Annotated in this window: 27 protein-coding genes; 13 read left to right on the forward strand and 14 right to left on the reverse strand. The window is 35.1% G+C overall.

Going from position 1 to position 26401, the window contains the following annotated elements; genetic code table 11:
• Nucleotides 1-31: 31 nt before the first annotated feature.
• From ACFJGY_RS16235 to ACFJGY_RS16255, 5 genes are all read right to left on the reverse strand, one after another.
• The gene (locus ACFJGY_RS16235; RefSeq protein ID WP_379966059.1) at nt 32-859 is read right to left on the reverse strand and encodes an energy transducer TonB; all 828 of its coding nucleotides are present in this window, start codon (nt 857-859) and stop codon (nt 32-34) included.
• 35 nt (nt 860-894) lie between these two features.
• Nucleotides 895-1434: an ExbD/TolR family protein gene (locus ACFJGY_RS16240; protein WP_379966062.1), complete on the reverse strand. Its 540-nt coding sequence runs from the start codon at nt 1432-1434 to the stop codon at nt 895-897.
• Between the two features lie 8 nt (nt 1435-1442).
• Nucleotides 1443-2054 (reverse strand): ExbD/TolR family protein, encoded by a 612-nt coding sequence (locus ACFJGY_RS16245; RefSeq protein WP_379966065.1) that lies wholly within the window; start codon nt 2052-2054, stop codon nt 1443-1445.
• A gap of 91 nt (nt 2055-2145) precedes the next feature.
• Nucleotides 2146-3009, reverse strand: a complete 864-nt coding sequence (locus ACFJGY_RS16250; protein ID WP_379966068.1) for a MotA/TolQ/ExbB proton channel family protein — start codon at nt 3007-3009, stop codon at nt 2146-2148.
• 293 nt (nt 3010-3302) lie between these two features.
• The gene (locus tag ACFJGY_RS16255) at nt 3303-6335 is read right to left on the reverse strand and encodes a leucine--tRNA ligase (RefSeq protein ID WP_379966071.1); all 3033 of its coding nucleotides are present in this window, start codon (nt 6333-6335) and stop codon (nt 3303-3305) included.
• An 841-nt stretch (nt 6336-7176) separates the two neighbouring features.
• Here ACFJGY_RS16255 and ACFJGY_RS16260 point away from each other — a divergent pair.
• Both ACFJGY_RS16260 and ACFJGY_RS16265 read left to right on the forward strand, forming a co-directional pair.
• On the forward strand, nt 7177-7929 hold the full coding sequence (locus ACFJGY_RS16260) for a glycosyltransferase family 2 protein (RefSeq protein ID WP_379966074.1): 753 nt from the start codon (nt 7177-7179) through the stop codon (nt 7927-7929).
• Complete coding sequence (locus tag ACFJGY_RS16265) at nt 7929-8555, forward strand: deoxyuridine 5'-triphosphate nucleotidohydrolase (RefSeq protein WP_379966077.1); 627 nt, start codon at nt 7929-7931, stop codon at nt 8553-8555. Before ACFJGY_RS16260 ends, ACFJGY_RS16265 begins: the two co-directional genes overlap by 1 nt.
• A 2-nt stretch (nt 8556-8557) precedes the next feature.
• Here ACFJGY_RS16265 and ACFJGY_RS16270 read toward each other — a convergent pair whose 3' ends face one another.
• Genes ACFJGY_RS16270 through ACFJGY_RS16280 form a run of 3 tightly spaced genes read right to left on the reverse strand, consistent with a single transcriptional unit; the run spans nt 8558 to nt 10680 of the window.
• Nucleotides 8558-9076 carry a hypothetical protein gene (locus ACFJGY_RS16270; protein WP_379966080.1) on the reverse strand — a complete coding sequence of 173 codons (519 nt, stop codon included), beginning with the start codon at nt 9074-9076 and terminating at the stop codon, nt 8558-8560.
• A complete protein-coding gene (locus ACFJGY_RS16275) occupies nt 9073-10332 on the reverse strand; it encodes a 3-deoxy-D-manno-octulosonic acid transferase (RefSeq protein ID WP_379966083.1) in 1260 nt (419 codons plus the stop codon). The genes ACFJGY_RS16270 and ACFJGY_RS16275 overlap by 4 nt, the downstream gene beginning before the upstream one ends.
• Before the next feature lie 3 nt (nt 10333-10335).
• Nucleotides 10336-10680, reverse strand: coding sequence for a cupin domain-containing protein (locus ACFJGY_RS16280; RefSeq protein WP_379966086.1), 345 nt, complete (start codon nt 10678-10680; stop codon nt 10336-10338).
• A 402-nt stretch (nt 10681-11082) separates the two neighbouring features.
• On the opposite strand from ACFJGY_RS16280, the gene rpmH reads away from it, so the two are divergent.
• Nucleotides 11083-11241: a 50S ribosomal protein L34 gene (rpmH, locus tag ACFJGY_RS16285; protein WP_379966089.1), complete on the forward strand. Its 159-nt coding sequence runs from the start codon at nt 11083-11085 to the stop codon at nt 11239-11241.
• Between the two features lie 135 nt (nt 11242-11376).
• Nucleotides 11377-12087, forward strand: a complete 711-nt coding sequence (locus ACFJGY_RS16290) for a cell division ATP-binding protein FtsE (RefSeq protein WP_379966092.1) — start codon at nt 11377-11379, stop codon at nt 12085-12087.
• 73 nt (nt 12088-12160) lie between these two features.
• Here the strand turns inward: ACFJGY_RS16290 and ACFJGY_RS16295 are convergent, their stop codons facing one another.
• Genes ACFJGY_RS16295 through ACFJGY_RS16305 form a run of 3 tightly spaced genes read right to left on the reverse strand, consistent with a single transcriptional unit; the run spans nt 12161 to nt 14994 of the window.
• Nucleotides 12161-12865 (reverse strand): tRNA1(Val) (adenine(37)-N6)-methyltransferase, encoded by a 705-nt coding sequence (locus ACFJGY_RS16295; RefSeq protein WP_379966095.1) that lies wholly within the window; start codon nt 12863-12865, stop codon nt 12161-12163.
• A 3-nt stretch (nt 12866-12868) separates the two neighbouring features.
• On the reverse strand, nt 12869-14323 hold the full coding sequence (locus ACFJGY_RS16300) for a sensor histidine kinase (protein WP_379966098.1): 1455 nt from the start codon (nt 14321-14323) through the stop codon (nt 12869-12871).
• A 56-nt stretch (nt 14324-14379) separates the two neighbouring features.
• On the reverse strand, nt 14380-14994 hold the full coding sequence (locus tag ACFJGY_RS16305) for a riboflavin synthase (protein WP_379966101.1): 615 nt from the start codon (nt 14992-14994) through the stop codon (nt 14380-14382).
• Between the two features lie 243 nt (nt 14995-15237).
• Between ACFJGY_RS16305 and pdxA the strand changes: the two genes are divergently transcribed.
• From pdxA to ACFJGY_RS16345, 8 genes are all read left to right on the forward strand, one after another.
• The gene (gene pdxA, locus ACFJGY_RS16310; RefSeq protein WP_379966104.1) at nt 15238-16323 is read left to right on the forward strand and encodes a 4-hydroxythreonine-4-phosphate dehydrogenase PdxA; all 1086 of its coding nucleotides are present in this window, start codon (nt 15238-15240) and stop codon (nt 16321-16323) included.
• Nucleotides 16324-16445: 122 nt separating this feature from the next.
• The gene (locus ACFJGY_RS16315; RefSeq protein ID WP_379966107.1) at nt 16446-16973 is read left to right on the forward strand and encodes a YceD family protein; all 528 of its coding nucleotides are present in this window, start codon (nt 16446-16448) and stop codon (nt 16971-16973) included.
• A 44-nt stretch (nt 16974-17017) separates the two neighbouring features.
• On the forward strand, nt 17018-17221 hold the full coding sequence (gene rpmF, locus ACFJGY_RS16320; RefSeq protein WP_028121219.1) for a 50S ribosomal protein L32: 204 nt from the start codon (nt 17018-17020) through the stop codon (nt 17219-17221).
• Between the two features lie 103 nt (nt 17222-17324).
• Nucleotides 17325-17801, forward strand: a complete 477-nt coding sequence (gene accB / locus ACFJGY_RS16325; protein WP_379966111.1) for an acetyl-CoA carboxylase biotin carboxyl carrier protein — start codon at nt 17325-17327, stop codon at nt 17799-17801.
• A gap of 83 nt (nt 17802-17884) precedes the next feature.
• Nucleotides 17885-19243, forward strand: coding sequence for an acetyl-CoA carboxylase biotin carboxylase subunit (gene accC / locus ACFJGY_RS16330; protein ID WP_379966114.1), 1359 nt, complete (start codon nt 17885-17887; stop codon nt 19241-19243).
• 107 nt (nt 19244-19350) lie between these two features.
• Nucleotides 19351-20601, forward strand: coding sequence for an ornithine--oxo-acid transaminase (gene rocD / locus ACFJGY_RS16335; RefSeq protein WP_379966117.1), 1251 nt, complete (start codon nt 19351-19353; stop codon nt 20599-20601).
• 1 nt (nt 20602) lies between these two features.
• Nucleotides 20603-21367 (forward strand): glycosyltransferase family 2 protein, encoded by a 765-nt coding sequence (locus tag ACFJGY_RS16340; RefSeq protein WP_379966120.1) that lies wholly within the window; start codon nt 20603-20605, stop codon nt 21365-21367.
• Complete coding sequence (locus tag ACFJGY_RS16345) at nt 21364-22329, forward strand: hypothetical protein (protein ID WP_379966123.1); 966 nt, start codon at nt 21364-21366, stop codon at nt 22327-22329. Before ACFJGY_RS16340 ends, ACFJGY_RS16345 begins: the two co-directional genes overlap by 4 nt.
• Here ACFJGY_RS16345 and ACFJGY_RS16350 read toward each other — a convergent pair.
• Nucleotides 22324-23238: a hypothetical protein gene (locus ACFJGY_RS16350; RefSeq protein ID WP_379966126.1), complete on the reverse strand. Its 915-nt coding sequence runs from the start codon at nt 23236-23238 to the stop codon at nt 22324-22326. The two genes, ACFJGY_RS16345 and ACFJGY_RS16350, sit on opposite strands and share 6 nt — an antisense overlap.
• Nucleotides 23239-23294: 56 nt before the next feature.
• Here ACFJGY_RS16350 and ACFJGY_RS16355 point away from each other — a divergent pair, with 56 nt between their 5' ends.
• Nucleotides 23295-24596 carry a glycosyltransferase gene (locus ACFJGY_RS16355; protein WP_379966129.1) on the forward strand — a complete coding sequence of 434 codons (1302 nt, stop codon included), beginning with the start codon at nt 23295-23297 and terminating at the stop codon, nt 24594-24596.
• Here the strand turns inward: ACFJGY_RS16355 and ACFJGY_RS16360 are convergent.
• Both ACFJGY_RS16360 and ACFJGY_RS16365 read right to left on the reverse strand, forming a co-directional pair.
• A complete protein-coding gene (locus tag ACFJGY_RS16360) occupies nt 24593-25228 on the reverse strand; it encodes a glycosyltransferase (RefSeq protein ID WP_379966132.1) in 636 nt (211 codons plus the stop codon). The two genes, ACFJGY_RS16355 and ACFJGY_RS16360, sit on opposite strands and share 4 nt — an antisense overlap.
• On the reverse strand, nt 25221-26396 hold the full coding sequence (locus tag ACFJGY_RS16365; RefSeq protein WP_379966135.1) for a glycosyltransferase family 2 protein: 1176 nt from the start codon (nt 26394-26396) through the stop codon (nt 25221-25223). The genes ACFJGY_RS16360 and ACFJGY_RS16365 overlap by 8 nt, the downstream gene beginning before the upstream one ends.
• Nucleotides 26397-26401 lie beyond the last annotated feature (5 nt).

The raw sequence follows: 26401 nt of genomic DNA on the forward strand, positions 1-26401 counted from the left end.
CTTTTATATAATTAATTTACAAATTAAATTCTTATTGGAACTGCATTGTAATTGGAATAGAATAGTAAGACCTTACATTTTCTCCATTCTTTTTAGCAGGAGTCCATTTTTTCAATTTTTTCACTACTCTTACAGTCTCAGCATCAAAATCACTGTTACCGGATTTTTGGGTAACTTTTACATCTGAAACGGTTCCATCTCTCTCAACAATGAATTTTAATTTCGCTGTCAATTGACCTTCTCCTTCCATTCCGGAACTATCAACGTTATCAGCAATAAACTTCCTAACACCATTTAATCCTCCTGGATAGTCTGCACTTTGATCTACTGAATCATAGACTTCATTTGTATTAACTTTTACTTCTGCAGCAACACCTTTACCAGTTGATGGCGGTGGTGGCGGTGGTGTATAAGTCGGTGTTTTCACACCTTCCTGGTTATTTAGACCTGTTGTAGTCTCCAATTGTTTAGTAATTGGTGGTGGTGGAGTCTCGATCTTCGGAGCTCTCTTAGGTTCAGGAACCACGTTCTGGATTACCTCTTGCTTTTCCTCTTCTTTCGGAGGAGGTGGTGGAGGAGGTTCTTCTTCTTTTGGCTGCTCAATTATTGGTTGTTCTTCCAAAATATTAACCAGGTTTGCATCTACCTTTACTTGTTCTCTAGCATTCATTTGCTGAATCTTAAGATAAATAAGCGGTGAGATCGCAAGAAGAAGGAAAAAAGCCGTCCCTATTAAAAAAGATTTTGTAAGCATCCTAGAATATGTAGTTCTTAGGTCATAAGCTCCATATTCTTTATTTCTATTTTCAAATACAATCTCATCAAGAGTGGGATTGTAATTCAAATTATCTTCTGCCATTTTTATATTATTAACTATGATATTTGTAGCAGGACTTATTCCCCTACTTTCTTTTTGTAAACGGCCAGCTCCCAAGGTTTGATATCGGTAACCCCGTATCTTTCGTTTTTGGTAATTGCCATCTCGTCAAGAATGTCTACAAAATTCTTATATACTGCATCATCCGTTGGCTTAATAATAACTGTAAATTTGTCTTTATCAGCTGCGCCGGCTTTTGCTTTCTCAATAACTTTAGTGATCCCGTCTCTGTCAAAATTGGTTTCAATAAGTGTTTCATCATTAAGACCAGCCTGATCTTCCTGATGGTAAAAAACTTTATTGTCTTTTCCAATGATAATAGAAATTGAATTACTCAATTTAATTTCTGTATCTGGTGGTTTTTGGTTTTCCTTTGGTTTCGCAGGAAGACCCAAATCCATTACATTAGGTTTACTAAATGTGGTAGTAAACATAAAGAAAGTGATCAATAGAAAACCTAAATCTACCATCGGCGTCATATCTACGCGGGTATTCTGCTTTTTCGAACGGACCTTGCCGCCTTTCCCGCTATCTTCTTTTACTTGTACTTCTGCCATTTCCTAGACTAATTTCCTGGGTTACTTTCTTGTGATGTTATCAACCAAAATTTAAGAAAATCAATATCTCTTAAACCTTCAAACAAACCTTTTACTTTCGGGTACTTTGTTGTTACATCACCTTTAATCGCTAACTTATAGTTAGGATTAACGGCAAGACTTTGTTGTACCCAATCGATCAACTGTTTGTTTGTACTATCCATTGGAATACCTTCTTTTGCCTTAAAAGCTTTTTGCTGATCTTCTGGAAGATTCAGATAGCTTTTAAGTTGTCCCATTGGTACTCCTACCGCCTGTACTTTTGTAAATGCTACTTTTTCCTGATCTGTAAAAGCTGGAAGCCTGTACTTCGCTGCCATTTTATCAAGAAGCTGTAATCTTTCCGTTCCGTTTTCTACAGGTTGGAAATAGAATAAGCCAGCCGGAGTAACATTTATCGTCATAAGACTTGCATCAGGAAGTAATTTCTCTGATATAGAAGAAGGCGGTTTTATTGACTCCACATCAGGTTTTTTGAACTGTGTGGTTAATATAAAGAATGTAAGTAGTAGGAACGCAACATCACACATTGCGGTCATGTCTGTAACTACTCCATGTCTTTTTGGTTTAATTCTCGCCATTATTTAAATGTCTTTGTTAACTAATTTATGAATTTGATAAGTATAAAAATTACTCATATTTCTAAGTAGCAATTTTTACAGCTGAGATTTCTTAGTGAAATTCAGCAAAAGACTGTTGGATGCTCATAGAGATCTCATCGATCTTGTAAGTCAATCCGTCAATTTTAGACGTAAAGAAGTTATAAAGAATAATTGCAATTGCAGAAGTACCAATACCTAAAGCCGTGTTCATCAAGGCTTCTGAGATACCGATTGATAATGCAGCAGCATCAGGAGTTCCACCTCCACCACCTAAGGCAGCAAATGCTCTAATCATCCCGATTACTGTTCCTAATAGCGCTACCAACGTTGCAACTGTACCTAATGTAGAAAGAATCATCATGTTTTTCTCAAGCATTGGCATTTCAAGAGTCGTTGCTTCTTCGATTGCTTTTGTAAGGGCAGCCATTTTTTGCTCTTTGTCTAATGTAGTATCGTTTGCCAATGCTTTGTAAGTCGTAAGACCTTCTTTCACAACATTACCAATAGATCCTTGTTGTCTGTCACACTCTTCTAATGCTTCGTCAACTTTGTTTTGGTTTAGTAAGCTTCTAATTTTAAGTACAAAATTATCAACATTACCATTTCCAGCCGCTTTGCTCAAAACGAATGCACGCTCGATAGCAAATACGATAACGGTGATCATGAATGTAATAAGGATAGGCACGATAAATCCTCCCATATAAACCATTCCTAAACCGTGAGGGTGTAATTCTTTACTTTCGATATCTGCAAAAGCAACAGAAGCTACTCCATTGATACGTGGATCATCTGAGAAGTTAGATGGGTTACCACAAACAAATAAATAAATGGCAATACCTATTACCAATAAAATAGGAATAATTACCGCAGGATTAAGACCTCCTTTTTTCTTAGCAATTACTTGCTCATCCGTTTTTGAAACATTCATTTCCATATTAAAATTAAATTATAATTGTTAAATTTTATTCTGTAAAATAAAGTCAAATTATTTAAAAATGCAAACTAAATAATGCGACTTTGGTTTTTTTTTATTGCTACAATATACTACGCTTTGAAATATTATTAAAATTAAACTTATATTTTATGAATTTATTATCAATATTTCTAAACATTCTAAAATAATACTAAAAATTAAGGTTTATTTTTATGTTTTTTGATTCAATAATATCAAATACATTTTATAATAAATTTTTGTTAAAGTTTCAAAAGCCCTATTACATTGCCTACTTATGATACAATATTGATGATTTTCTTGGGTACAAATATGAAATTTTTAACCGTTTTTCCATCCAAGTACCTTTTTGCATCTTCATTTTCTAAAATAATTTTCTCAACCTCACCTTTTCCAAGATCAGCAGCCAATTTGATTTTGAATTTCATTTTTCCGTTAAAACTTACTGGGTAATCTATCTCATCTTCTACAAGATAACTCTCATCAAGAACAGGAAACTTCTCGAACTCGATAGACCAATTATTTCCCAGCAAATTCCATACCTCTTCGCAGATGTGTGGCGCATAAGGTGAGATTATTATGGCTAATGGCTCCAGAATCGCTCTCTTATTACATTTCAATTTCTGTAACTCGTTGACTGCTATCATAAATGAAGACACCGAAGTATTGAAAGAAAAATTCTCAATATCAAAAAGCACTTTTTTAATCAAGGTATGCAGAATCTTGAATTCTTCTTTTGTCGGCTCTTCATCAGAAACTTCAAACGTATCGCCGTTGAAATACAGGTTCCAGAATTTCTTCAAGAAACCATAAACACCACTAAGACCTTGCGTATTCCAAGGCTTTGATTGTTCTAACGGACCAAGGAACATTTCGTATAACCTCAATCCGTCTGCTCCATATTCATTACAAATATCATCTGGGTTGACGACATTGTATTTTGATTTGGACATTTTTTCGACTTCACGATTGCAAACATATGTCTGATTATCCCAAAGTAAAATAGCATCTCTGAATTCAGGATTGCCTTCAATTTTAAGCTTTTCAAAGTCTAAATCATTTGAAGTACCTTTTAAAAACTTAATATCTATATGTTTGTTCTCTTGAAATTGGTCATAAAATGTATTCCATCCTAAGTTATAATTCAAATCTTCATATCCGAACTCCTTAGCAATTTCATCAAATCTAATTATATATTTTAATATTTCTAAATCTAATTCCGAATTAGTATTTGGCTCGATTTGCTTAAGTTTTATTTCAGCTAATCTTAACCAATTATCATTTATAAATTGAATATCTGACTTACTAACTATAACATATTTACTATTTGCATTAGAAATGTGAGAATTTTCTTTTACTTTAAAATGAGGTCTTAATATATCCACAAAAGCACTCATCCCCAAAATCATCCCTTGATTAATCAACTTTTGGAAAGGCTCATTTTGCTCAATGTAACCTCTGTCTTTCAAAAACATATTCCAAAAACGGGAATATAACAAGTGTCCGGTGGCATGCTCGCTTCCTCCGATGTACAAATCAACTTGTCCCCAATAATCGGTCAGTTCTTTTTTAGCAAAAACCGAGTCATCATTCGGGTCCATATATCTAAGGAAGTACCAAGAACTTCCTGCCCAACCTGGCATTGTGGACAATTCTAATGGGAAAATGGTTTTATCATCAATCAAATCTGTGTCAACCACTTTTTGATTCGCTTCATCCCAGGCAAATGTTTTCGCGTTTCCTAATGGCGGGTCGCCGTCTTCTGTCGGTAAATATTTTTCGACCTCAGGAAGTTCCAACGGCAAAGCGGAATTTGGCAAAGTGTAAGGCATTCCGTCCTTATAATATATAGGAACAGGTTCGCCCCAATATCTTTGTCTTGAGAAAATCGCATCACGCTGTCTGTAATTCGTCGTTCCGTGACCGATTCCTTTGTTTTCGATTTCAGCGATTATTTTTGATTTTGCATCCTTATAATTAAGTCCGTTCAGGAAATCAGAATTCACACAAACCGAATCTTTAGAATCATAAGACTCTTCCTGAACATCCACATCAGATTCAACAACCTTGATGATTTCCAAATTAAATTTCTTTGCAAATCTATGGTCACGTTCGTCGTGCGCAGGGACAGCCATCACAGCTCCAGTCCCGTAACCCATCAACACATAATCCGAAATATAAACCGGAATTTTCTTCCCGGTAAAAGGATTGATGGCGTAACTTCCCGTGAAGACACCACTCACGTTTTTCACGTCAGCCATTCTATCGCGTTCTGTTTTTTTGGAAGTTTCTTCTATATAATTATCAACCTCAGTTTTTTGTTCGTCGGTTGTTAAATTTTGAACCAAAGGATTTTCCGGCGCCAAAACCATAAAGGTTGCTCCGAAAATAGTGTCAGGACGAGTTGTAAAAACTTCAATCGTTTCTCCGTTTTCAGTTGCAAATCTTACCTGCGCTCCCTGAGATTTGCCAATCCAATATTCCTGAGCATCTTTCAACGGTTGTGGCCAATCCAAAGTTTTCAAACCTTGCAACAATCTTTCCGAGTATGCAGAAATCCTCATACTCCACTGCATCATTTTCTTTTGGAAAACAGGATAACCACCTCTTTCGGATTTTCCGTCTTTTATTTCGTCATTGGCCAACACTGTTCCGAGAGCCGGACACCAGTTCACAGTGGTTTCTGCACGGAAAGCCAAACGGTAATTCAATAATATCTCTTCTTTTTCAATTTCAGATTTATTTTTCCATTCTTCTGAAGTGAAAGTTAATTCTTCATTTTGATTGGCATTCAAACCTTCGGTTCCCTTCTCCTCAAAATGTTTGATTAAGGTTTCGATAGATTCCGCCTTGTCAGTATCTTTATTGTACCAAGAATGAAACAATTGGATAAAAATCCACTGCGTCCATTTATAATAAGAAGCGTCCGAAGTTCTCACTTCCCTGCTCCAGTCAAATGAAAATCCGATTTTTCTTAATTGCTCCTCGTATCTCGTGATGTTTTGTTCTGTCGTAATTGCAGGATGCGTACCGGTTTGTATCGCATATTGCTCAGCAGGAAGTCCAAAGCTGTCGTAACCAACAGGATGCAAAACGTTGAAACCCTGATGTCTTTTGAATCTCGCATAGATATCCGACGCGATGTATCCCAGCGGATGCCCCACATGAAGTCCCGCTCCGGAAGGATACGGAAACATATCGAGGACGTAGAATTTCGGTTTATCGGTTGAGTCGGAAGTCTTGTAAGTTTGGTTGTCTTCCCAGTATTTCTGCCACTTTTTTTCTATCTGCTGATGGTCGTAAAACATTCTATAAAGTAAGAATTAGTAATGAATAATTTTTTAAGATTCACAAAGTTAAGATTTTGGAATAAATAGACAATTTTAAATTTCGGGTTCGTTTTTTCAACAATGATAATTATTTGGGCGCATTTATCCGCCTGTAGTTTATCCTGAGCGGAGTCGAAGGGTTCCCGCTTTTTTATTTTTCCCAACACAAAAAAATAAAAAGAGCTTCACTCAGGCCGGGGCGCAGATTACAGCTTTGAATGAACATTTGTTGTATGAAGCGAAATTTAATTGCGAAAGAATTAATTTTTGCATAGAAAGTGATGCATAGAAAATGTCGCTCCTACGGAGCTCAATGCCATTTTACTGTTAATTTCTACAAACATCTCGCTCCTCTGGAGCTTGCAACTATCCACAGCTACATAAGACATATTAGAATAACAAATTTTCATTTTAGTAACTTAAAAAATTAATTGCTCCAGCAGAGCAAAATGTTTGTAGTAAAATTAATACACTGCTGTAAATCAGAGCTCCGTAGGAGTTCAACCTTTCATAACCAATTTAAATCCAAAATTTCGCCAGTTCAATTTCTACAAACATTTCGTACTTAAGGAGCTTGTCTTCATAGGGTTGTAAAAGATCGATCCAATTATAACGTTATAGAATAACAAATTTTCATTTTAGTAAGTTAAAAAAATTAATTGCTCCAGCAGAGCAAAATGTTTGTAGTAAAATTAATACATTGCTGTAAATCAGAGCTCCGTAGGAGTTCAACCTTTCATAACCAATTTAAATCCAAACTTCAGTCAGTTGCAACATTTCACAAGCAACACAAATTATTTATCTTTGTAAAAAATCGCAAGTGCCGGAAATCTCAATCATAACACCGAGTTACAATTCTTCAAAATATTTGAACGAAACCATCAGTTCTGTCCTCAACCAGACTTTCCAGGATTGGGAATGGCTGATTACCGATGATTGCTCGACAGATAATTCCGTAGAAATTCTGGAAAAACAAAACGACCCAAGAATCAAGGTTTTCAAAGCTGAAAAAAATGGCGGTGCTGGTCACGCACGGAATATTTCCTTGGAGAATGCAACCGGAAGATTCATCACTTTTCTGGACGCAGATGATTTTTGGGAACCTAATTTCCTAGAAGAAATGGTCAATTTTATGAAATCTGAAAATGCAGAGTTGGCCTACTCCACTTATTCCCGTTGCGATGAAAATCTGAATCCGGTTTTAGGAGATTTTGAAGCAGACACGATTGTTAACTTTAATAATCTTTTGAAAACCTGTCGATTGTCCTTATTAGCATCAATGTACGATTCAAAAAGAGTGGGAAAATTCTACTTTCCGGAAGGTACAAAACGCGAAGACCACGTCATGTGGCTGGAACTTCTGAAGAAAATCCCACAGGGAAAACCACTCAAAAAAACATTATCAAAATACCGAATGCTCGCCAACAGCGTTTCCCGAAAAAAATCAAACATTATGAAAGACCAATATCTGGTTTACAAAGATTATATGAAATTTTCAACCTTGAAATCTCTATATTACACAGCGAACTGGGCGTTTAACGGTTTCATCAAATATTCTAAAATCTTTAATTAATGGAATATTCAAAAGAATTCAAGCAGGCTTTGAGCGAATTTTCTCCTGCGGAAAAAGACAAATTGATTTTCCGATTGCTAAAGAAAGATAAACTGCTTTCCAAAAAACTCTATTTCGAACTCATTGACCTCGAAACCGTCGATGACAAGCGAGATGCGATGGAACAAAACATCCGTGAGAAAGTTTCGTTAGCTTCAAAATACATTGCGAATCAAAAATACTTTCTCATTCTCATCAGAAAAATAAGCGCAGAAATTACGGAACACGTGAAAATCACGACGGATAAATTTGGCGATGTTTCCCTGAATTTATTTTTAATTAATAAAATCTTAGAATACAACGAGAAACTTGGAACACAAAGATTTGATAACGTTTACAAGCTTTACATTTACCTCATTAATAAAATCTTCAAAGCCTTGACTTTGACCAAAAAACTGGACGAAGATTACTGGATGGAAATCGATGAATTTCTTGAAAATCTTAATAAAAAAATTGATGAGAACATTTATTTTCAGAAACTTTGCACCAACAATGGCTTAGATTTCAACTGGCTGAAATGCGAAAATATCCCCGACCATTTTGAATTGATTGTGAAAGGAATTAAGAGCGAGGGATTTTTAAGGTAGATTTAATCAATATCCATATTTTCTTTAAAGTCTTTGGAAAATTTGAAGCCTTTTGTTTTCAAGAAATCTAATAATGCAAAATCGCCTTGGAATCCATAAATAATTTCGATTTCGCTTTTATTATTGAATACAAAATTCCACATTATAGGATCGTAGTTATAATCATACTTTGCAAGATTAAGAACTTCGTATGGCGTCTTTTTAAATATTCCATTGAACTTTTCAGCAAATTCATTCTCATAAACTATTGTCTTGAAATCTTTTACTTTAAAGACATTTTTATAAGGATATCCACTAAGTAAATCTGCAGAAGTAAAATGAATTGATAATAATTTACAATTCTTAAAACCTTCATCATTCATCATCCCAACAGCTAATATATCAGTTGTTTTTCTAATGAATTCACCATCTTTAATTCTATATTCAACAAAACTTTCAACAAAATTTTTAATAGTTTTTTTGTCCTGAGAAAAACTCAACACTGAAATTAAAAATAATAAAAGAGAAAGTTTCATTTTCATAAACTTAAGATTTTCCTCAAAATAATTTCCGTAGAATCAGGCTGAGATTCTACAAAATCACCGGCATTTTTCGCCATTTCTTTCAAGTAAGAAACTTCGCCTTCTTCGGTGGTCAAATCTTTTTTCATCATTTCTTCAATGAAAGCTGCTGCGGTCACAAAGTCCTCAAAACTTTTTCCGCCCTTTGCTTTAATCAAATTATCAGCTTCCGGATTTTTCCTGTATTGATTTCCGAAAATCACAGGAACGGAGTAAACCGCTGCTTCCAAAATATTATGCAATCCCGCAGAATGAAAACCGCCGCCAACAACCGCCAAATCAGCGTAAGAATATAATTTGGAAAGCTTACCAATACTATCTATAATCAAAACCTGATGATTCTCACTTGCAGGCTGAAAATCTTTTAAAGTACTGTACAAAAGGGCATTTGGGAATAATTTCAACAAATGTGGAACGCGATGTAAATCGTGCGGTGCGATGACAAATTTGGTTTCGGGCAGTTTTTTGACTAAGAGTTGGGCGATATCTTCCTCGGTTTGCCAAGAACTTCCGAAAACAATCAGTTTCTGATTTCCTTTGAATTCATCTATAAAATCCAGATGATTGTCTCTGTCCAAAAATTGTTTCACGCGGTCGAATCTCGTATCGCCGGAAACTGAGGAATTTACCAAGCCTATATTTTTTGCCAAAGCGGAAGATTTGATGGTTTGATGAAAAAACCAATCAATGTTATTTTTCAGTTGTTTTGCAAACCATTTTCCGTAATTCTCGAAGAAAATCTGATGTTCGTAAAACAATGCGGAAATCACATAAATCTTTGTTCCGCGGTTTTTCAGTTCGCTTAACAGATTGTACCAATAATCGTATTTTACGGTGAAGAAAATCTTACAGTCAAAAATGGAAACAAATTCCTGAATGTCTTTCTTTTTATCGAAAGGCAAGTAACAAATTGCGTCTGCCATATGTTTTTTCTTCTTTACATTTTCATAACCGGACGGCGAAAAAAATGTGATTAAAATTTTATAATCGGAAAATTGTTCTTTGAGTTTTTCCAAAACGGGTAACCCTTGCTCATACTCGCCTAAGCTGGAAGCGTGCATCCACAAGACTTTATCTTCCGTAGAAAAAGCATTTCTGACGATTTCCAAAGACTGTTTTCTGCCTCGGATTCCTTTTTTTGTTTTGGAATCGAAGAAAGAAAATACCTTCATTCCGAAAATCATAAGGCGGACAAAAAGATTGTATAGAGATTTCATCTTTTATTTTTCTATTGCAAATCTATCATTATTTGTGGAAGGATTGGATATGACCAAAAATTCCAAGTCTCTTTCTGTGTTATTTTCTATCAAATGAATTTGGTTTGGTAAAATATGAAATCCTGAATTTTCTGAGACTTCAAAAACATTATCATCTCTATGAAACGTTGCTTTTCCTTTCAAAATAAAGAAAAATTGTTGCGCATTTTTATGAAAATGAAGCTCTTCTTTTGTTTTTGGAGGCATCATTTCTTGTTTGACAGAAAGGTTTTCTGAATTCAGTAAAATCCAGCTGTCACAATTGTTTCCCCAGATATAATGTTCGGAATTTTCTTTTGATGTTATCATCGTCTTTTTTTGATTGAGGCAAATTTAAAGATTAGAAATTATTAATACGTAATTTTGTCATTCTGAAAGAATCTCAACAGCCGAGATTCCTACGGAATGACAAAACAGTGTTTCAATGATGAATGTTGTTTTATGCTGGAATCTGCAGCCCGACTTGAGTGGAGCTCTTTTTTGGATGGGAAAAGACTTGGCAAAAAAAGCGGGAACCCTTCGACTCCGCTCAGGATAAACTACAGGCGGATAAAGCTGCCCAAATCATCATTCTTGTAAATTGAAATCTGTCAAATTTTAACTTGTTGAAAATTATTATAAAAAAGTTTTCAAATACTTGTGGAGCAAAATAAAAGCTGTATATTTGCAATCTGAAAATTTAATAGTAATTACGAACTAAATATATTAGTGATGAGTAAAAGAACATTCCAACCATCTGAGAGAAAAAGAAGAAACAAACACGGTTTCCGTGAAAGAATGTCTACACCAAACGGAAGAAGAGTGTTGGCAGCTAGAAGAGCGAAAGGCAGAAAGAGTTTAACTGTTAGTTCACAGAGAGCTAAGAGATAATTTTCTTTAAATTATCATATACAAAAAATGTCTGAACATGTTTCAGACATTTTTTGTTGTTAAAATTTCCCAAAATTGAAAGCAGGAAAATAAGTTTTTGCTATTTTTGATTTTCACAACCTTCAACTTGAAATTATGCCGCATAGAAACGACCCGGGAGTAGACATTATTGATTTGAGCAACGCTAAGATTGTTCAGAAAAACTTCACAGTCCTGAATGATGTTGACCTTCATATCAAGAAAGGGAAATTCTGCTACCTCATCGGGAAAACGGGTTCCGGAAAGAGTTCTCTTTTGAAAGTTCTTTACGGACAATTGCCTTTGCAAGGCGGAAACGGACAGGTTGCCGGTTTCGATCTGAAGAAATTGAAGCAATCCGAAGTTCCGAACCTGAGAAGAAAATTAGGAATTGTTTTCCAGGATTTTCAGCTTTTGCCGGACAGAAATATTGAGAAAAATCTTCTTTTTGTTTTGCAAGCGACTGGCTGGAAAGACAAATTGAAAATGGAAGCGAGGATTGATGAAGTTTTGTCCAGCGTTGGAATGAAAACCAAAAAGCACAAAATGCCGCATCAACTTTCCGGTGGTGAACAACAGCGTGCTGCAATTGCAAGAGCGCTCCTTAATCATCCAGAATTAATCCTTGCTGATGAGCCTACTGGAAATCTTGACCCTGAAACTTCAAACGACATTATGACGCTTCTAAAGAATCTTGCGGAAGAAAACCATTGCGCAGTGGTGATGGCAACACACGATTATCATATGATTCAGAATTATCCTGGTGAAGCAATCCGTTGTGAGAATGGACAGGTTTCTGTTTTGGATACGGCAGAACTTTTTGAGTAAAAGATAGAAGTTAGAGTTTAGATGTTAGATTTTAATTCTAATGTTTTTAAAATATAGAACCTTTCTGAAAATTTCAGAGAGGTTTTTTTGTGAATTGATGGAAGTCTTTTGTCAGTGCCAGATATTCCTCAGAATAAACTCTTGGTGCTTTTTCTATGACGAAGTTTTCTGCTTTAATTTCTGATTCTTTGAATGCATATTCTAAAACTACACGTTTCGGTACTGAGGTTTTAATGCCTTTAATGCTGACTTTTCTCTGAAGGAATAAGTTGTTTTCTGAGCAAATCTGAGTAAATTCCTTTTCAGAATCAACTGGAATAATGACTGCGAAAAGTCCATTTTCGGAAAGCAATTGACTTGATTTTTGGATTAAATCACCGAAATTCAATTCAAGTTTCTGTCTTGCAAGAATGTCTTTTTCGGAAGAATTAATTTCAAAATAAGGCGGATTTGAAATGATTAAATCAAATTTTTCTTCAGTTTCAAAATTTTTAAAATCCTGAAGTTGACTTTTGACTCTATCCGAATAAGGAGAATTCGAAAAATTGGTTTGAGAAATATTGACAGCCTCAACATTAATATCAATGGCTAAAATCTTCGCTTCTGGATTTCTTTGAGCTATCATTAATGAAATAATTCCGGTTCCGGTTCCAACTTCTAAAACATTTTTTGCTTCAGAAACATTAGCCAAAGCACCGAGCAAAACCGCATCTGTCCCAACTCGGAAAACATCAGCATTTTGTTGAATATCAAATTTTTGAAATCGGAAAGGCCTCATTAATTATAAATTGGAAGGCATAGAAATGGAGAACGTTGCACCTTTGTCGACTTCGGAAACTACGGTGATTGTGCCGTTGTAATCTTCCACCATTCGTTTTACCATCGTGAGTCCTATTCCCATTCCGCTGTTTTTGGACGTGAAATTCGGGTCAAAAATCCTATCGAGTTTATCCGTTGAAATTCCCACACCATTATCCTGAACGGTGATTTTAATTCGCTTTTCGATTTTCTCGAGGTCAACATTGATAACGGATTTTCTATCATCAGATTTTGCCTGACTTGCGTTGGTAACAAGATTTGTAATGATTCTGGTAAGATAATCTTTATCAATTTTCATCCGGATGTCATCGTGATTGGCGTGGACAAAAATATTTTCATCACTGAAAATCGTGAGCGCATTTTTCACTTCTTTATTAAGAGAAATCTCTTCATCATTTTTTTCCGGCAACTGTGCAAACTGAGAAAACGCACTCGCCACTCTACTGATCACCTCAATTTGACCGATCACTATTTCACTTAGGTTTTTTACTTTATTCGTAATATTCGGATCATTCGGATCGAATTTTCTTTCAAAATTCTGCATCATCAGCTTCATTGGCGTCAACGGATTTTTGACTTCGTGCGCTACTTGTTTTGCCATTTCCTGCCAGGCAGATTGTTTCTCGATGTAACTTAATCGTTCGCGCTGATCTGCAATTTCTGCGATCATCTTATTGTATGCTTTTACAAGCGCATTCAACTCATCATTCTTATAATATTTGATTGGCTGAAGGTTTTTATCAAACAAATTGATCTTGCTAATCATAGATGTGAATCTGATAATCGCTTCGGTAAGATTGTTTGAAATAATCCAGCTAAGCCAGATACTGAAAAGAATAATTAGAATATTAACCCCAATAATATAGGCAAAATAATGCTTAAAAACCTCCATATAAGCACTCTCATTATGGTAATAGGGGAAATAAATGTAGGCAATATCCTCCAGCATATTATTTTTCAGAACCATATAAGAGGAGACTATGCTCGCTCCAAGTTTCTCATCATAAGATTTATCATCGTACTGCTTTCCATTTTTTTTTATTTCTTTTAAAACATTGGATGGCATTTTTTTCTGCTCAACAAGATTTGGGTCTTTGTTGGATAAAAGATAATTTCCGTTCAGATCATAAATGATAATATCGTGCTTATTAACATCCGCAATTTCATAAATCTCATTCTCTAAAACTCTGGGAATATCATAAGTCCGGACCTGAGAATGGCTGAGCGCATAATCCAATGATGCCATCAGCGCCTGTGATTTGTTCTGCATATCGGTCTTGCTCTGCATCTTGGCATTGTCCCGAAGGATTACGAAAGACAAAGCCGCCGAAGTGACAACACTCAAGATACAAATAGTAAGAAAGCCGACGAAAACCCTGTTTCTTAATCGGTAACCTTTATAATCACTTAATGGCATTTTGTTTTTTCATATCAAGTTTTTATTTTCTTTTAGGAGATATGCAATCGCCTATTCTATTGATATTTCTGAATCAAATTTGCCATTGGCGATTTCAATAGTTTGGCAACGTACTTTCCGATAATATCAAATTCCAGATTCACAACATCGCCTTTCTGCAGGTTTTTCATATTGGTAAACTCCCAGGTGTAAGGAATGATTGCCACAGAAAACTTCCCGTCTCCGCTTTCCGCAACCGTCAAACTGATTCCATTCACCGTAATCGAGCCTTGCGGAACAGTTGTATATTCTGCAGATTCATCATAATTAATAGTAATGAAATAACTTCCATCCTGATTTTCGATGCTTTCCACCGTTCCTGTTTTGTCCACATGACCCTGCACGATGTGTCCGTCCAGTCTTCCTTCGAATCGCAAACAACGTTCCAAATTGACTTCCGTCCCCACATTCCAAAAATTAAGATTCGTTTTCTCCAGCGTTTCGTTTATCGCCGTCACTTTATAAGTATTCTCAGTAATCTCAACCACCGTCAGACAACAGCCGTTGTGAGCCAGACTTTGGTCGATTTTCAGTTCCTGAGTGAAAGGTCCACTCAGCGTAAAATCTATATTACTTTCGTTTCTGTCAATTTTTTCTACTTTTCCGGTAGCTTCAATAATTCCTGTAAACATTCTCGTTTTGTATTTTAAATTTCTTAGGAGCTAATCCCGCTTTCCACTATATCTTTTTCGCATCACGTTTTGTCAGACTGAGGTTCTCAAAGTCCAAGCGAAAAAGGATGCCGTTGCAATCGGGGCTATGGGCTTTATCATCCGTAGAAACTTTTCCCATTTAAATTAGCATCCGTTTCATAAGAAAAACTACCTAAAAAATTGTAATTTTGTAAATTCTTTATAAATGTCAAAGATAAACAAATGAGCTCCAAACACCATAAAATCAGAGTAGGAATTTCAATCGGCGATTTCAACGGAATCGGTCCGGAAATCATCCTCAAATCTCTGAAAGATAAATCCATCACAGACTTTTTTACGCCCGTCATCTTTGGTTCAGGAAAACTTTTCACTTATCAGAAAAATGTTTTTAAACTTCAGACCAACTTCAATTACATCAACGAAGCGAAAGAAGCTCAGTCCGGCAAAATCAATATGGTGAATCTGACTAAGGAAAACAGCAATATAGAATTTGGTGTCCCGACGGAAGAATCCACAAAAATGGCCATCGACTCACTGAATGCTGCGACAGAAGCTCTATTAAACAAAGACATTGATGTTCTGGTAACTGCGCCAATCAACAAAGATGAAATGATGAAATATGGTTTCGCTCACGCTGGCCACACCGGTTATTTCGAAGAGAAAGCAGGCAAAAAAGCTGTAATGTTTATGGTAACAGAAGCTTTGAAAGTAGCAGTTTCCACGCATCACATTCCAGTTGCTGAGATTGCAAATAATATCACCAAAGAAAATTTAAAAAAGCAAATCAAGCAATTGGTTGCGACTTTGAAAGAAGATTTCTGCGTAGAAAAACCAAAAATCGCCGTTCTCGGACTCAACCCTCACGCTGGCGACGGTGGCGTTATCGGCAAAGAAGAAATCGAAATTATCCAGCCTGCGATTCAGGATTTGTTTAATGAAGGCATTATGGCTTTCGGTCCCTATCCAGCGGACAGTTTTTTCCAACCGGAAAAATATAAAGCGTTCGATGCCGTTTTAGCAATGTACCACGACCAAGGTCTGGCACCGTTCAAAACAATCGCTTATGAAGAAGGCGTGAATTATACCGCTGGCTTACCTTTTATCAGAACTTCACCGGATCACGGTGTTGCGTATGATATTGCGGGGAAAAATATTGCAGACGAAACATCTTTTTCAGAAGCGATTTTCACAGCCATCGATATTTTTAAAAGCAGAGACGAATATCAGGAATTGAGAGCGCACCGTCTCCGTCCGAAAGCGACACACGCACACAGCGGACCAGACGAGGATTTACCAAAAGAAAGCTAAAACTTTCTTCAAAATTGAAACATTAAAATAAGTTTTTGGAAGACTAATTTTTTGCAATTCAAGTATTTCCAAAAAATATTTTGTTATTTGAAAAAATTAAATTATTTTTGCAAACCATTTTTATGGACAGATTTAGAAACTACGACATTGCTTTTGTAGGCTTAAAAGCTGGAAAGCACGATTTCAATTTTGAGATCAATCAGGAGTTCTTTGATTTATTTGAGACTGAACAGGAGTTTTTCAACCCAGAAATCAGTGTAAATGTTCTTTTGGACAAGCACACGACATTTTTGGAATTCATCTTCGAAGTTTCAGGAACCGTTCAATTGATTTGCGACATTAGCAATGATGAATTTTCCGAAAACATAGAAAATGATTTGAAAGTTCTTGTAAAATTTGGAGAAGAATACGATGACAGCAACGAAGATGTGATTACCATCAACAGAAAAGACAGCGATTTCAACATTGCGAATCTTATCTACGAGACGGTGGTTTTATCAATACCGATGAAAAAAGTATCACCTTCTGTAAAAGACAATGAAGAATATCAGAATCTTTTAGACAAATACAGTCCAAAAATAGTTGAAGAAGAAGAGGAACAAATCGACCCGAGATGGGAAGCTTTGAAGAAATTAAAAGACAACAATTAAGAAATAACAATATAATTCGTAAGAATTTTTAAAAAGTATTAACAATGGCACATCCTAAAAGAAGACAGTCGTCTACAAGAAGAGATAAAAGAAGAACTCACTACAAAGCTGTAGTTCCTCAATTGGCTAAAGACGCAACGTCTGGCGAAATGCACTTATACCACAGAGCGCACTGGCACGAAGGAAAACTTTATTACAGAGGAAAAGTTGTAGTAGAGAAAACTGTAGAAACTATAGAAGAAAACTAAGAATTATCTTTGATAATCTTATACTTAGCATAAAAAACCACTCGGATTTTATTAATTTGGGTGGTTTTTTATTATATTTGGCGTTCAAAACATTTAAAATTTTATGGATATAAAAGACATTCAGAATCTTGTAAGATTTGTAGCAAAAGCAGGAGTTTCCGAAGTGAAATATAAAAATAAAGACTTCGAAATTTACATCAAAACACCACTTGGAGGCGAGCCTGTAAGCTATGTAACACCACAAGTTTCTTATCAGACTCCTTTTTCTGCACCGGCTGCAAATCCAGTTTCTGCTTCTAATGACACTTCTGAAGCAGCAAACGCTGCCGATGACAGCAAATATATTACCATCAAATCTCCAATGATCGGAACTTTCTATAGAAAACCATCTCCGGATAAAGAGGTTTTCGCAAATGTAGGCGATTCTGTAACAGAAGGAAAGGTAGTTTGCGTAATCGAAGCAATGAAGCTTTTCAACCAGATAGAATCAGAAGTTAGCGGAAAAATTGTGAAAATTTTGGTAGAAGACGCTTCTCCTGTAGAATATGATCAGCCATTATTTTTAGTAGATCCTTCTTAATATAATTGATAGATGATGATTGATAAGTGATATTAAATACACTTTATCTTAATTCTTAATTCTTAACTTTTAATTATAAAAAGATGTTCAAAAAAATATTGATCGCAAACCGCGGCGAGATCGCAATGCGAATTTTGCGTACGGCTAAGGAAATGGGAATCAAAACAGTGGCTGTTTATTCGACTGCTGACAAAGACAGCCTTCACGTGCGTTTTGCAGATGAAGCTGTTTGTATTGGTCCGCCAATGAGTAAAGACTCTTATCTTAAAATCCCAAATATCATCGCTGCTGCAGAGATCACCAATGCAGACGCCATCCATCCAGGTTACGGTTTCCTTTCTGAGAACGCCAACTTCTCTAGAATCTGTGCTAAGAACGACATCAAATTCATTGGAGCTACGCCGGAACAAATCGAAAAAATGGGAGACAAAGCTACGGCTAAAGCGACTATGAAAGCAGCTGGAATACCTTGTGTTCCAGGTTCTGAAGGTTTGATCGATTCTTATGAAGATGCTAAAAAAACAGCTAAAGAAACCGGTTATCCTGTAATGATAAAAGCTACTGCCGGTGGTGGTGGAAAAGGAATGAGAGCAGTTTGGAAAGAAGAAGACCTGAAAGAACATTGGGATTCTGCAATCCAGGAAGCCGTTGCAGCTTTTGGAAATGGCGGAATGTACATGGAAAAACTGATCGAAGAGCCAAGACATATCGAGATTCAGGTTGCCGGAGATCAATTTGGCAAAGCTTGCCACCTTTCCGAAAGAGACTGTTCTATCCAAAGAAGAAATCAAAAACTGATTGAGGAAACACCTTCTCCTTTTATGACAGATGACCTTCGAGAAAGAATGGGCGCTGCGGCTGTAAAAGCGGCAGAATATATTTCTTACGAAGGCGTTGGAACCATCGAGTTTTTGGTGGACAAACACAGGAATTTCTATTTCATGGAAATGAATACGAGAATCCAGGTGGAACATCCGATTACGGAACAAGTTGTTGATTTTGACTTAATTCGTGAGCAGATTCTTTTGGCTGCAGGAACGCCAATCAGCGGGAAAAATTATTATCCGAAAATGCATTCTATCGAGTGCAGAATCAATGCGGAAGATCCTTACGCAGATTTCCGTCCGTCTCCTGGGAAAATTACAGAACTTAATATTCCTGGCGGACATGGTGTAAGAGTTGATACCCACGTTTATTCCGGTTATACAATTCCATCCAACTACGATTCTATGATTGCAAAATTGATTGTTACAGCTCAGACCAGAGATGAAGCGATTGCAAAAATGAGACGTGCTTTGGAAGAATTTTATATCGAAGGTGTGAAAACTACGATTCCTTTCCACAGACAATTATTACAAAACGAGGATTTCCTTGCAGGAAATTACACAACCAAGTTTATGGAAGATTTTGTGATGGACAGAAGTTTTGATAACCATATCTAAGAAAGATATCATTAATAAATATATAATGTGCCTGACTTTAAAAGTTAGGCATTTTTATTAGCTCTCATTGCAATCAAATTTATTATTTTTGTTAAAAATAAAACTTTATGTCAACAGCAGTTCAGGAAAAGAATTCTCAATATTTTATCGACCTCGAAAATCAATATGGCGCACACAATTACCATCCGCTTCCTGTGGTTTTGGACAAAGGTGAAGGCGTTTTTGTCTGGGATGTTGAAGGTGAAAAATATTACGATTTTCTTTCCGCTTATTCTGCTGTCAATCAAGGACATTCTCATCCAAAAATTGTAGAAGCATTAGTAAATCAAGCTAAAAAATTGGCTTTGACTTCAAGAGCATTTTACAATTCCAATTTGGGCGAATACGAAAAAAAGATTACAACACTTTTCGGGTTTGATAAAGTTCTTCCAATGAATTCCGGAGCAGAAGCTGTGGAAACGGCTGTAAAATTAGCCAGAAAATGGAGCTATGAAGTCAAAGGAATTGCCGAAAACGCAGCCAAAATAATCGTTTGCGAAAACAACTTCCACGGAAGAACGACAACAATCGTTTCTTTCTCAAATGATCCGGATGCAAATCAAAATTATGGGCCATTCACGCCAGGATTTATCAAAATTCCTTATAACGATTTAAATGCTTTGGAGGAAATTCTGAAAAATGATGCTGAGAATATTGCAGCATTTTTGGTTGAGCCAATCCAAGGTGAAGCCGGTGTTTACGTTCCAGACGAAAATTATTTAAAAAACGCTTCTGAACTTTGTAAAAAATACAATGTCCTTTTCATTGCCGATGAAGTGCAAACAGGAGTGGCAAGAACCGGAAGATTGATTGCCTGTCATCACGAAGATGTCCAGCCGGATATTTTGATTTTAGGAAAAGCACTTTCCGGAGGGATGTATCCTGTGTCCGCTGTTTTGGCGAATGACGAAATCATGAATGTCATCAAACCAGGACAACACGGTTCTACTTTTGGTGGAAACCCGATTGCGTGCGCTGTTGCCATTGCGGCTCTGGATGTTGTTGCCGATGAAAACTTGTCGGAAAGATCCGAAGAATTAGGAAAACTGTTTCGTTCTGAAATCGAAAAGCTGATTGAGAAAACAGATCTCATCACGAAAGTCAGAGGCAAAGGTTTGCTAAACGCCATTCTAATCAATGATTCTCCTGATAGTAAAACAGCTTGGAATCTCTGTTTAAAGCTGAAAGAAAATGGACTTCTTGCAAAACCAACACACGGCAATATCATCAGACTGGCACCACCTTTGGTGATTACAGAAAACCAACTCTTGGATTGTGTGAAAATTATTGAGAAGACAGTTTTAGAATTTGAAAAATAAAATGCAGGAACTGAAAGAAAAAGTAAGCGGACTAATAATAACTTTTAATGAAGAGAAAAACATTCGGGAAGTGCTCGGGTGTTTTGATTTCTGCGATGAAGTTGTTGTTATAGATTCTTTCAGTACAGATAAAACTTTAGAAATTGCAGGTACATTTCCGAAAGTAAAAATTATTCAGAATAAGTTTGAAGATTTTACAAAACAAAGGAATCTTGCTCTGGATGCTGCAAAAAATGATTGGGTACTATTTTTGGATGGTGATGAAAGAATCACACCTCAATTGCGTGACGAAATAATTAATGAACTTAATACGTCTGATAAAAAAGATGCTTATTATTTTTACAGAAAATTCTTTTTTGCGGGAACACCAATTAATTATTCTGGGACACAGACTGATAAAAATTTCAGACTTTTCCGAAAATCAAAAGCAAGATATATTGCAGAAAAAAAAGTACACGAAACGCTGAATGTCAATGGAGAAATTGGAGAACTTAAAAATAAACTTCTTCATTTTTCTGTTTCTGATGAAGATTCATACCGCAGGAAAATGATCCATTATGGAGATTTGAAAGGACAGGAACTGGCACAAAAAGGAAAAAAATATAATATTCTGGTCCAATACTCAAAAACAGGATTTAGATTTTTTAAAGGCTACGTTTTGAGATTGGGATTTTTGGATGGTAAATTTGGTTTTATTTTAAATAAATTGCAGGCTCTAAGCGTTTGGGAAACTTACGCAAGCCTAAAGAGAGAAAATAGAAAATGAAAATTTGTTTAATTAGCTTTGATCATTGGCAATATGATGCTCATATTGTAGATGCTTTACAAAAAAAAGGGATTGATGCTTATCATATAAACATTGGTAAGTATCAACATTCCAGCAGATTATCACGCTTTCAAAATACTTTGTCAAAAATTTTCCTGGGCAAAAATCCTAAATTAGAACTTCGTCAAAAATTTATTCTAAATCAATTAAAAGAAAAAGGATTTCAGGATCAGATTTTGGTAATCAATCCTGAATTAATTGACAGGGAATATCATTTAAAAATCAAAAGATTTACGAAAAGGTATATCGCCTATCTCTATGACAGTTTGGCAAGACATCCCATAGATCATCTTATAGATGGTGTTTTTGATGACATCTATTCATTTGATAAAGATGATATCAAGAACTATAATTTTAAGGAAGTCAACAATTACATCTATCTGGATCACGAAGATCAAGAATTGCAGAATCCTGCATTTGATGTCTGTTATTTAGCATCTTTTGATAAAAGAATTACTACAATGAACAGGATTGCTTCGGCATTGGACAGATTACAAAAGAGCTATCAGTTCATCGTTGTAGGAAAAAAAACATGGATCAAAAAGCTAACTAAATTTACGGAGGACAAATCCTCCATACAATATCAGATAAAAAGAATAGATCATCAGGACATACCGCATTATTACCGCAATTCCAAGGTTATTTTGGATCTTGTAAGAGATAATCAGTCTGGATTAAGTTTTAGGATTTTTGAGGCGATGGCTTTGGAAAAAAAGCTAATTACCGATAATGAAAAAATAAGGGATTATGATTTCTATAACGCAAATAACATTTGGGTTTTGAATGATGATTGTAATAATCTTAAAAAAGACTTTTTTGAAACATCTTATCAAAAAATACCGAAAGAGATCTATAATAAGTATACGCTGGATAGCTGGGTGAATACCGTATTCAGGCTATAAATTATAAAATTTTTCAAACAGCATTTCAAAATGCTCCTGGAAATAAAAGTCGGCAGCATTTTCACCAATTGGATGAACAACAGGGAAATCTGAGTAAGCTTCTAACAATCTCGGAACTTTCAGGATCTCGGCTAATGCAAAACCAAAGGATTGATTTCCTAAATAAAATCTGGAAGCCTTTATAATCTGTGCAAGCTCAAGAAAATCCTTTACCTCATAGTATTCCAAATTCGGAATATCTTTTTTCAAATCCTCATATTCATCGGGTAAACCAACAAATAACAAATCATCATACTTTCTCAAAAAAGAATAATCAACAAAAGAATTTCTTACTCTGAAACTTCTAATAATGATAACTTTATCTTTAATAATAGGGTGAGGTTCTACCGATAGACTTGGTAAAGAAAAATCCGGGAAAACGCCTGTTAGATGAGAATACCATCTTACGGTTATAAAATTCAAGTCAAAGGGAAATTCCCGAAACAGATCCAAATTTATGTGAATCTTCTGATTATTGAACTTCTCGACTCTATTCAGGTAATCTACACTTGTCAATAACGGATGTAGTTTAGCATATAGTTTATCATTGATATATACAGATCCGGCAATATGTTTATAAGCTTTTTGAGTAATTTGCTGATTACAGTTTATATATAAGTTGCAGGTATGCGTTTCACTTATTTTCTTAATAACAGGCAAGGCATATATAATATCTCCAATATGACCAGAATGCATAAAATTAATCTCCTTCTCTTCAGATAAATAAGTCTGGATAGATGACAATTTTTCAATAAAATCATTTGTCAGTTTTTTACGTTTATCCAGATGGCTCTTCAGTTCTTTAGCCTCAAGATACTTTTTTTTATCAGTATATTTATAGAAGTATTTTTTTAGGAACAGAGGATTCATATTATTTAATTAATTTTGCCTTTACAAACAACAAAGATAGTTTTAAAAAAGATTTGATGGGTGAGACTGATGTAAATTACGGGATAAATATTTTAGGATTTATAAATAAACAATTTGGATTAGGCGAAGGTGCAAGGGCCAATATAAGAGCTCTAAAAACAACCGACGTTCCTTTTGTAATCAATGATTTTAATGCAGACATATCAAAATATATAACGGACAGCAAAGAGAACTCAGAAGAAATATCTACTAGAAATCCTTATAATGTCAATCTGATTCAGATTAATATCGATAAGCTTTTCAGCCTTATGGATAACTCTGATAAAAGTTATTTTTCCGGAAAATACAATATTGCTTTTTGGGCCTGGGAACTGGAAAATTTTCCTGAAGAATCAAAAGTTTTTTTTAGTTTGTTTAATGAAATCTGGGTTCCGAGTAATTTTTGCGCTGAAGCCATTTCTAAAATTTCACCAATTCCCGTTATCAAAATAATGCATTCTATAGAGATTGAAAATATATCTTACGGAAGAAAAGATTTTGATCTGCCAGAGGATAAGTTCATTTTCATGACCATGTTCGACTATTACAGTTCGATCAAAAGAAAAAATCCTATTGCAACAATTGATGCTTATGAAAAGTCCTTTGGAAAGAATAATCCAGATGTTTTGTTGCTAATAAAAACCTCTATCAGCAAAGAGTTTCCCAATGATAAAAAACTTCTGACAGACAGAATTGGAGATAATAAAAGCATCATCGTTATTGAAGAAATATTAGAACGTGATAAGCTATATGGTTTAATGAACTGCTGTGACTGTTTTGTATCATTACATCGTTCAGAAGGATTTGGGTTGACAATGGCAGAAGCTATGTATCTGGGGAAACCAGTGATTGCAACTGCATATTCTGCCAACAACGAATTTATGAATATCAATAATTCTTTTCCTGTGAAATATAAACTGGTGAAAACCGGAGATCAGTATTACTTCAGTACGGAAAAAGATATCTGGGCAGATGCTGATATCCAGCATGCAGCAGAGCAAATGTCCTTAGTTTACAACAAAGAAGAAATTGCTGCTCATATTGCTTTGCAAGGCCAAAATGATGTTAAAAAATTTCTGTCCCCGGAACTAATGGGAGAGAAAATAAAGCAGAGATTAGATCTAATCAACAAAGAAATCATCCCAAATCTAACGACTAAAAGCTCCAACGAAGAATCTCTTTTAAAATTTGAGATCAAATTACTAAACGAAAAGTTGAATAAGGTAAGAAGCTTAAAACCAGTTCAATGGAAATTAAAATTCAAAAATTTTCAAAATAAGTTAACCGGTAAAAGCAGGAAATACTTTTGGGAAGATTAATCTAACGTTTCGTAGAAATCGTTTTGTTTTTTCTGTTTATCAAAGCTTTTCTGATGAATCAGACAACGATCATAGTCTTGCGGCATATCTCTGAATTTTTTATAACCATAAAAAAATTCGTGGACTTTATTTTTCCAGAATATTTTTTTGTTATTCTTTATAATCCTTGGCTGATAGTCGGGAAAATTGATGTAGCCTTCCTCATTTATCCTCCAATTCATTTTCTGGATATACTCTTCTGTGATGCCTTCTACAATATTAATTCTGGGCACAAAAAAACATTCTATTTTCCTTTCTTTAAAGAGATATCGTTTAAGAGTTTTGATAAGATTATCAGCGGGATATTCATCTGCATCTATTTGGAAAAGATATTTTTTTGTAGATTCTTTAATGAGATTATTTTTAAAAGTGGCAAAATCTCCGTTCAAAGAGGATTTGATCCTTTTAATTTTTTTTCCGTAAGATTCTAAGATCGCTGTAACTTCGAAATTCTCGTTTGTAATATCTTGTAAAACGATGATTTCATCATTCCTGTCAATCAGCGGAATTAATGTATCCAAAAGTTTTTTAATTTCTTTCGTCTCGTTGTTTACGGTAATTCCGTATGATATACTTATTAGGAAATTAAACATTTTTTCTTACAATTAATTGTTTTTCAAGAAGGTTTTCTTTTAGAATTTTAAAATGGACATCTCTTACTTTAAAGTTATTTGAAGACACAGGAAAAATAAAATCCAGAAACTTGTATTTCCGTTTATTCGTTTTTCTGGCAATGATAATATCATTTAAATTCCTAAAAATATTGATGTTTTTTTCTGAGATTTTATCTGCATCAAATTTAAGGACAACATCATCCGCAATTGGGTCTGATGTTTTACGAAATTTCTCAGTTAAATCAACAGCCGTTTTTTCCTGTTCTTTTTCAACATATTTTATCACTTCATCATTGGTATAAATATGAGAAACGAAAGGTTCTAATAGCTTCAGGGAATCTTCTGTACTATTTTCCAGGATAAGTCCGTAAGTTCTTTTATTTCGATGAAGGGAATCATTCCTAAAACCCCATTTTCTATAAAAATTACGGTGAGAGTTTTCTTCCAGTTTTTTACTGATATTTTGATATTCTTCAGAAAACCTGGATGTTTTGCTCACAAAATGATAAACAATTGCGGATAAAGACAAAAGCGGTTTTTGTCCCGAAAGTTTTAATCGTAAAATCAAATCATCATCTTCACAAAACATCGGATTAAAAAGGGGATCCAATCCATTGATGTTCGTCAATAAAGCCTTTTCAGCAGCAAGAAAAAAACTCGAGTTTTCTACAAATAGATTTTCTTTATTTTTGTTGAGCTCTTCAAATTTAAAAAAATCATTGTATTTGAAATCATCAAAATCATTTCCAAAATCCTGAATCTCTTTCCACAGCCGGTTATCATCTTCAAAAATTGGAGGCTCTACTGTTTTATAATAAATCAAAGGATTTATTTGCAAAGCTTTTTGAATTTCTTTTACAAAGTTTTTACCCAAAACCATATCATTATGAAGAAAACAGACATGGTTTTTGGTAGAGATTTCTATTGCTTTATTATAAGTGTCTGAAAGTGTTTTAGAATTGGGTTCATAGAATAACCGAACATTTTTATCAATTAAAGATTCAAGCCATTCGTGGGTTCCGTCAGAACTTCCAAAGCTGACGAAAACCAGTTGTTCGTCCGGATAGATATCACGAAAATGTTGATAAAACTTCTTCGAATATTCTAGATTATTCTTTAATCCAACTAAAAATGATATTTCATACATTTGGA

The sequence above is a fragment of the Epilithonimonas sp. UC225_85 genome, from assembly GCF_042695135.1.
Taxonomy (GTDB): Bacteria; Bacteroidota; Bacteroidia; order Flavobacteriales; family Weeksellaceae; genus Epilithonimonas.

Coding starts and splice junctions, on each gene's coding strand:
- ACFJGY_RS16235 (WP_379966059.1), bottom strand. CDS start 859: ATGGCAGAAGATAATTTGAATTACAATCCCACTCTTGATGAGATTGTA.
- ACFJGY_RS16240 (WP_379966062.1), bottom strand. CDS start 1,434: ATGGCAGAAGTACAAGTAAAAGAAGATAGCGGGAAAGGCGGCAAGGTC.
- ACFJGY_RS16245 (WP_379966065.1), bottom strand. CDS start 2,054: ATGGCGAGAATTAAACCAAAAAGACATGGAGTAGTTACAGACATGACC.
- ACFJGY_RS16250 (WP_379966068.1), bottom strand. CDS start 3,009: ATGGAAATGAATGTTTCAAAAACGGATGAGCAAGTAATTGCTAAGAAA.
- ACFJGY_RS16255 (WP_379966071.1), bottom strand. CDS start 6,335: ATGTTTTACGACCATCAGCAGATAGAAAAAAAGTGGCAGAAATACTGG.
- ACFJGY_RS16265 (WP_379966077.1), top strand. CDS start 7,929: ATGGAATATTCAAAAGAATTCAAGCAGGCTTTGAGCGAATTTTCTCCT.
- ACFJGY_RS16270 (WP_379966080.1), bottom strand. CDS start 9,076: ATGAAAATGAAACTTTCTCTTTTATTATTTTTAATTTCAGTGTTGAGT.
- ACFJGY_RS16275 (WP_379966083.1), bottom strand. CDS start 10,332: ATGAAATCTCTATACAATCTTTTTGTCCGCCTTATGATTTTCGGAATG.
- ACFJGY_RS16280 (WP_379966086.1), bottom strand. CDS start 10,680: ATGATAACATCAAAAGAAAATTCCGAACATTATATCTGGGGAAACAAT.
- rpmH (WP_379966089.1), top strand. CDS start 11,083: ATGAGTAAAAGAACATTCCAACCATCTGAGAGAAAAAGAAGAAACAAA.
- ACFJGY_RS16290 (WP_379966092.1), top strand. CDS start 11,377: ATGCCGCATAGAAACGACCCGGGAGTAGACATTATTGATTTGAGCAAC.
- ACFJGY_RS16295 (WP_379966095.1), bottom strand. CDS start 12,865: ATGAGGCCTTTCCGATTTCAAAAATTTGATATTCAACAAAATGCTGAT.
- ACFJGY_RS16300 (WP_379966098.1), bottom strand. CDS start 14,323: ATGCCATTAAGTGATTATAAAGGTTACCGATTAAGAAACAGGGTTTTC.
- ACFJGY_RS16305 (WP_379966101.1), bottom strand. CDS start 14,994: ATGTTTACAGGAATTATTGAAGCTACCGGAAAAGTAGAAAAAATTGAC.
- pdxA (WP_379966104.1), top strand. CDS start 15,238: ATGAGCTCCAAACACCATAAAATCAGAGTAGGAATTTCAATCGGCGAT.
- ACFJGY_RS16315 (WP_379966107.1), top strand. CDS start 16,446: ATGGACAGATTTAGAAACTACGACATTGCTTTTGTAGGCTTAAAAGCT.
- rpmF (WP_028121219.1), top strand. CDS start 17,018: ATGGCACATCCTAAAAGAAGACAGTCGTCTACAAGAAGAGATAAAAGA.
- accB (WP_379966111.1), top strand. CDS start 17,325: ATGGATATAAAAGACATTCAGAATCTTGTAAGATTTGTAGCAAAAGCA.
- accC (WP_379966114.1), top strand. CDS start 17,885: ATGTTCAAAAAAATATTGATCGCAAACCGCGGCGAGATCGCAATGCGA.
- rocD (WP_379966117.1), top strand. CDS start 19,351: ATGTCAACAGCAGTTCAGGAAAAGAATTCTCAATATTTTATCGACCTC.
- ACFJGY_RS16340 (WP_379966120.1), top strand. CDS start 20,603: ATGCAGGAACTGAAAGAAAAAGTAAGCGGACTAATAATAACTTTTAAT.
- ACFJGY_RS16345 (WP_379966123.1), top strand. CDS start 21,364: ATGAAAATTTGTTTAATTAGCTTTGATCATTGGCAATATGATGCTCAT.
- ACFJGY_RS16350 (WP_379966126.1), bottom strand. CDS start 23,238: ATGAATCCTCTGTTCCTAAAAAAATACTTCTATAAATATACTGATAAA.
- ACFJGY_RS16355 (WP_379966129.1), top strand. CDS start 23,295: ATGGGTGAGACTGATGTAAATTACGGGATAAATATTTTAGGATTTATA.
- ACFJGY_RS16360 (WP_379966132.1), bottom strand. CDS start 25,228: ATGTTTAATTTCCTAATAAGTATATCATACGGAATTACCGTAAACAAC.
- ACFJGY_RS16365 (WP_379966135.1), bottom strand. CDS start 26,396: ATGTATGAAATATCATTTTTAGTTGGATTAAAGAATAATCTAGAATAT.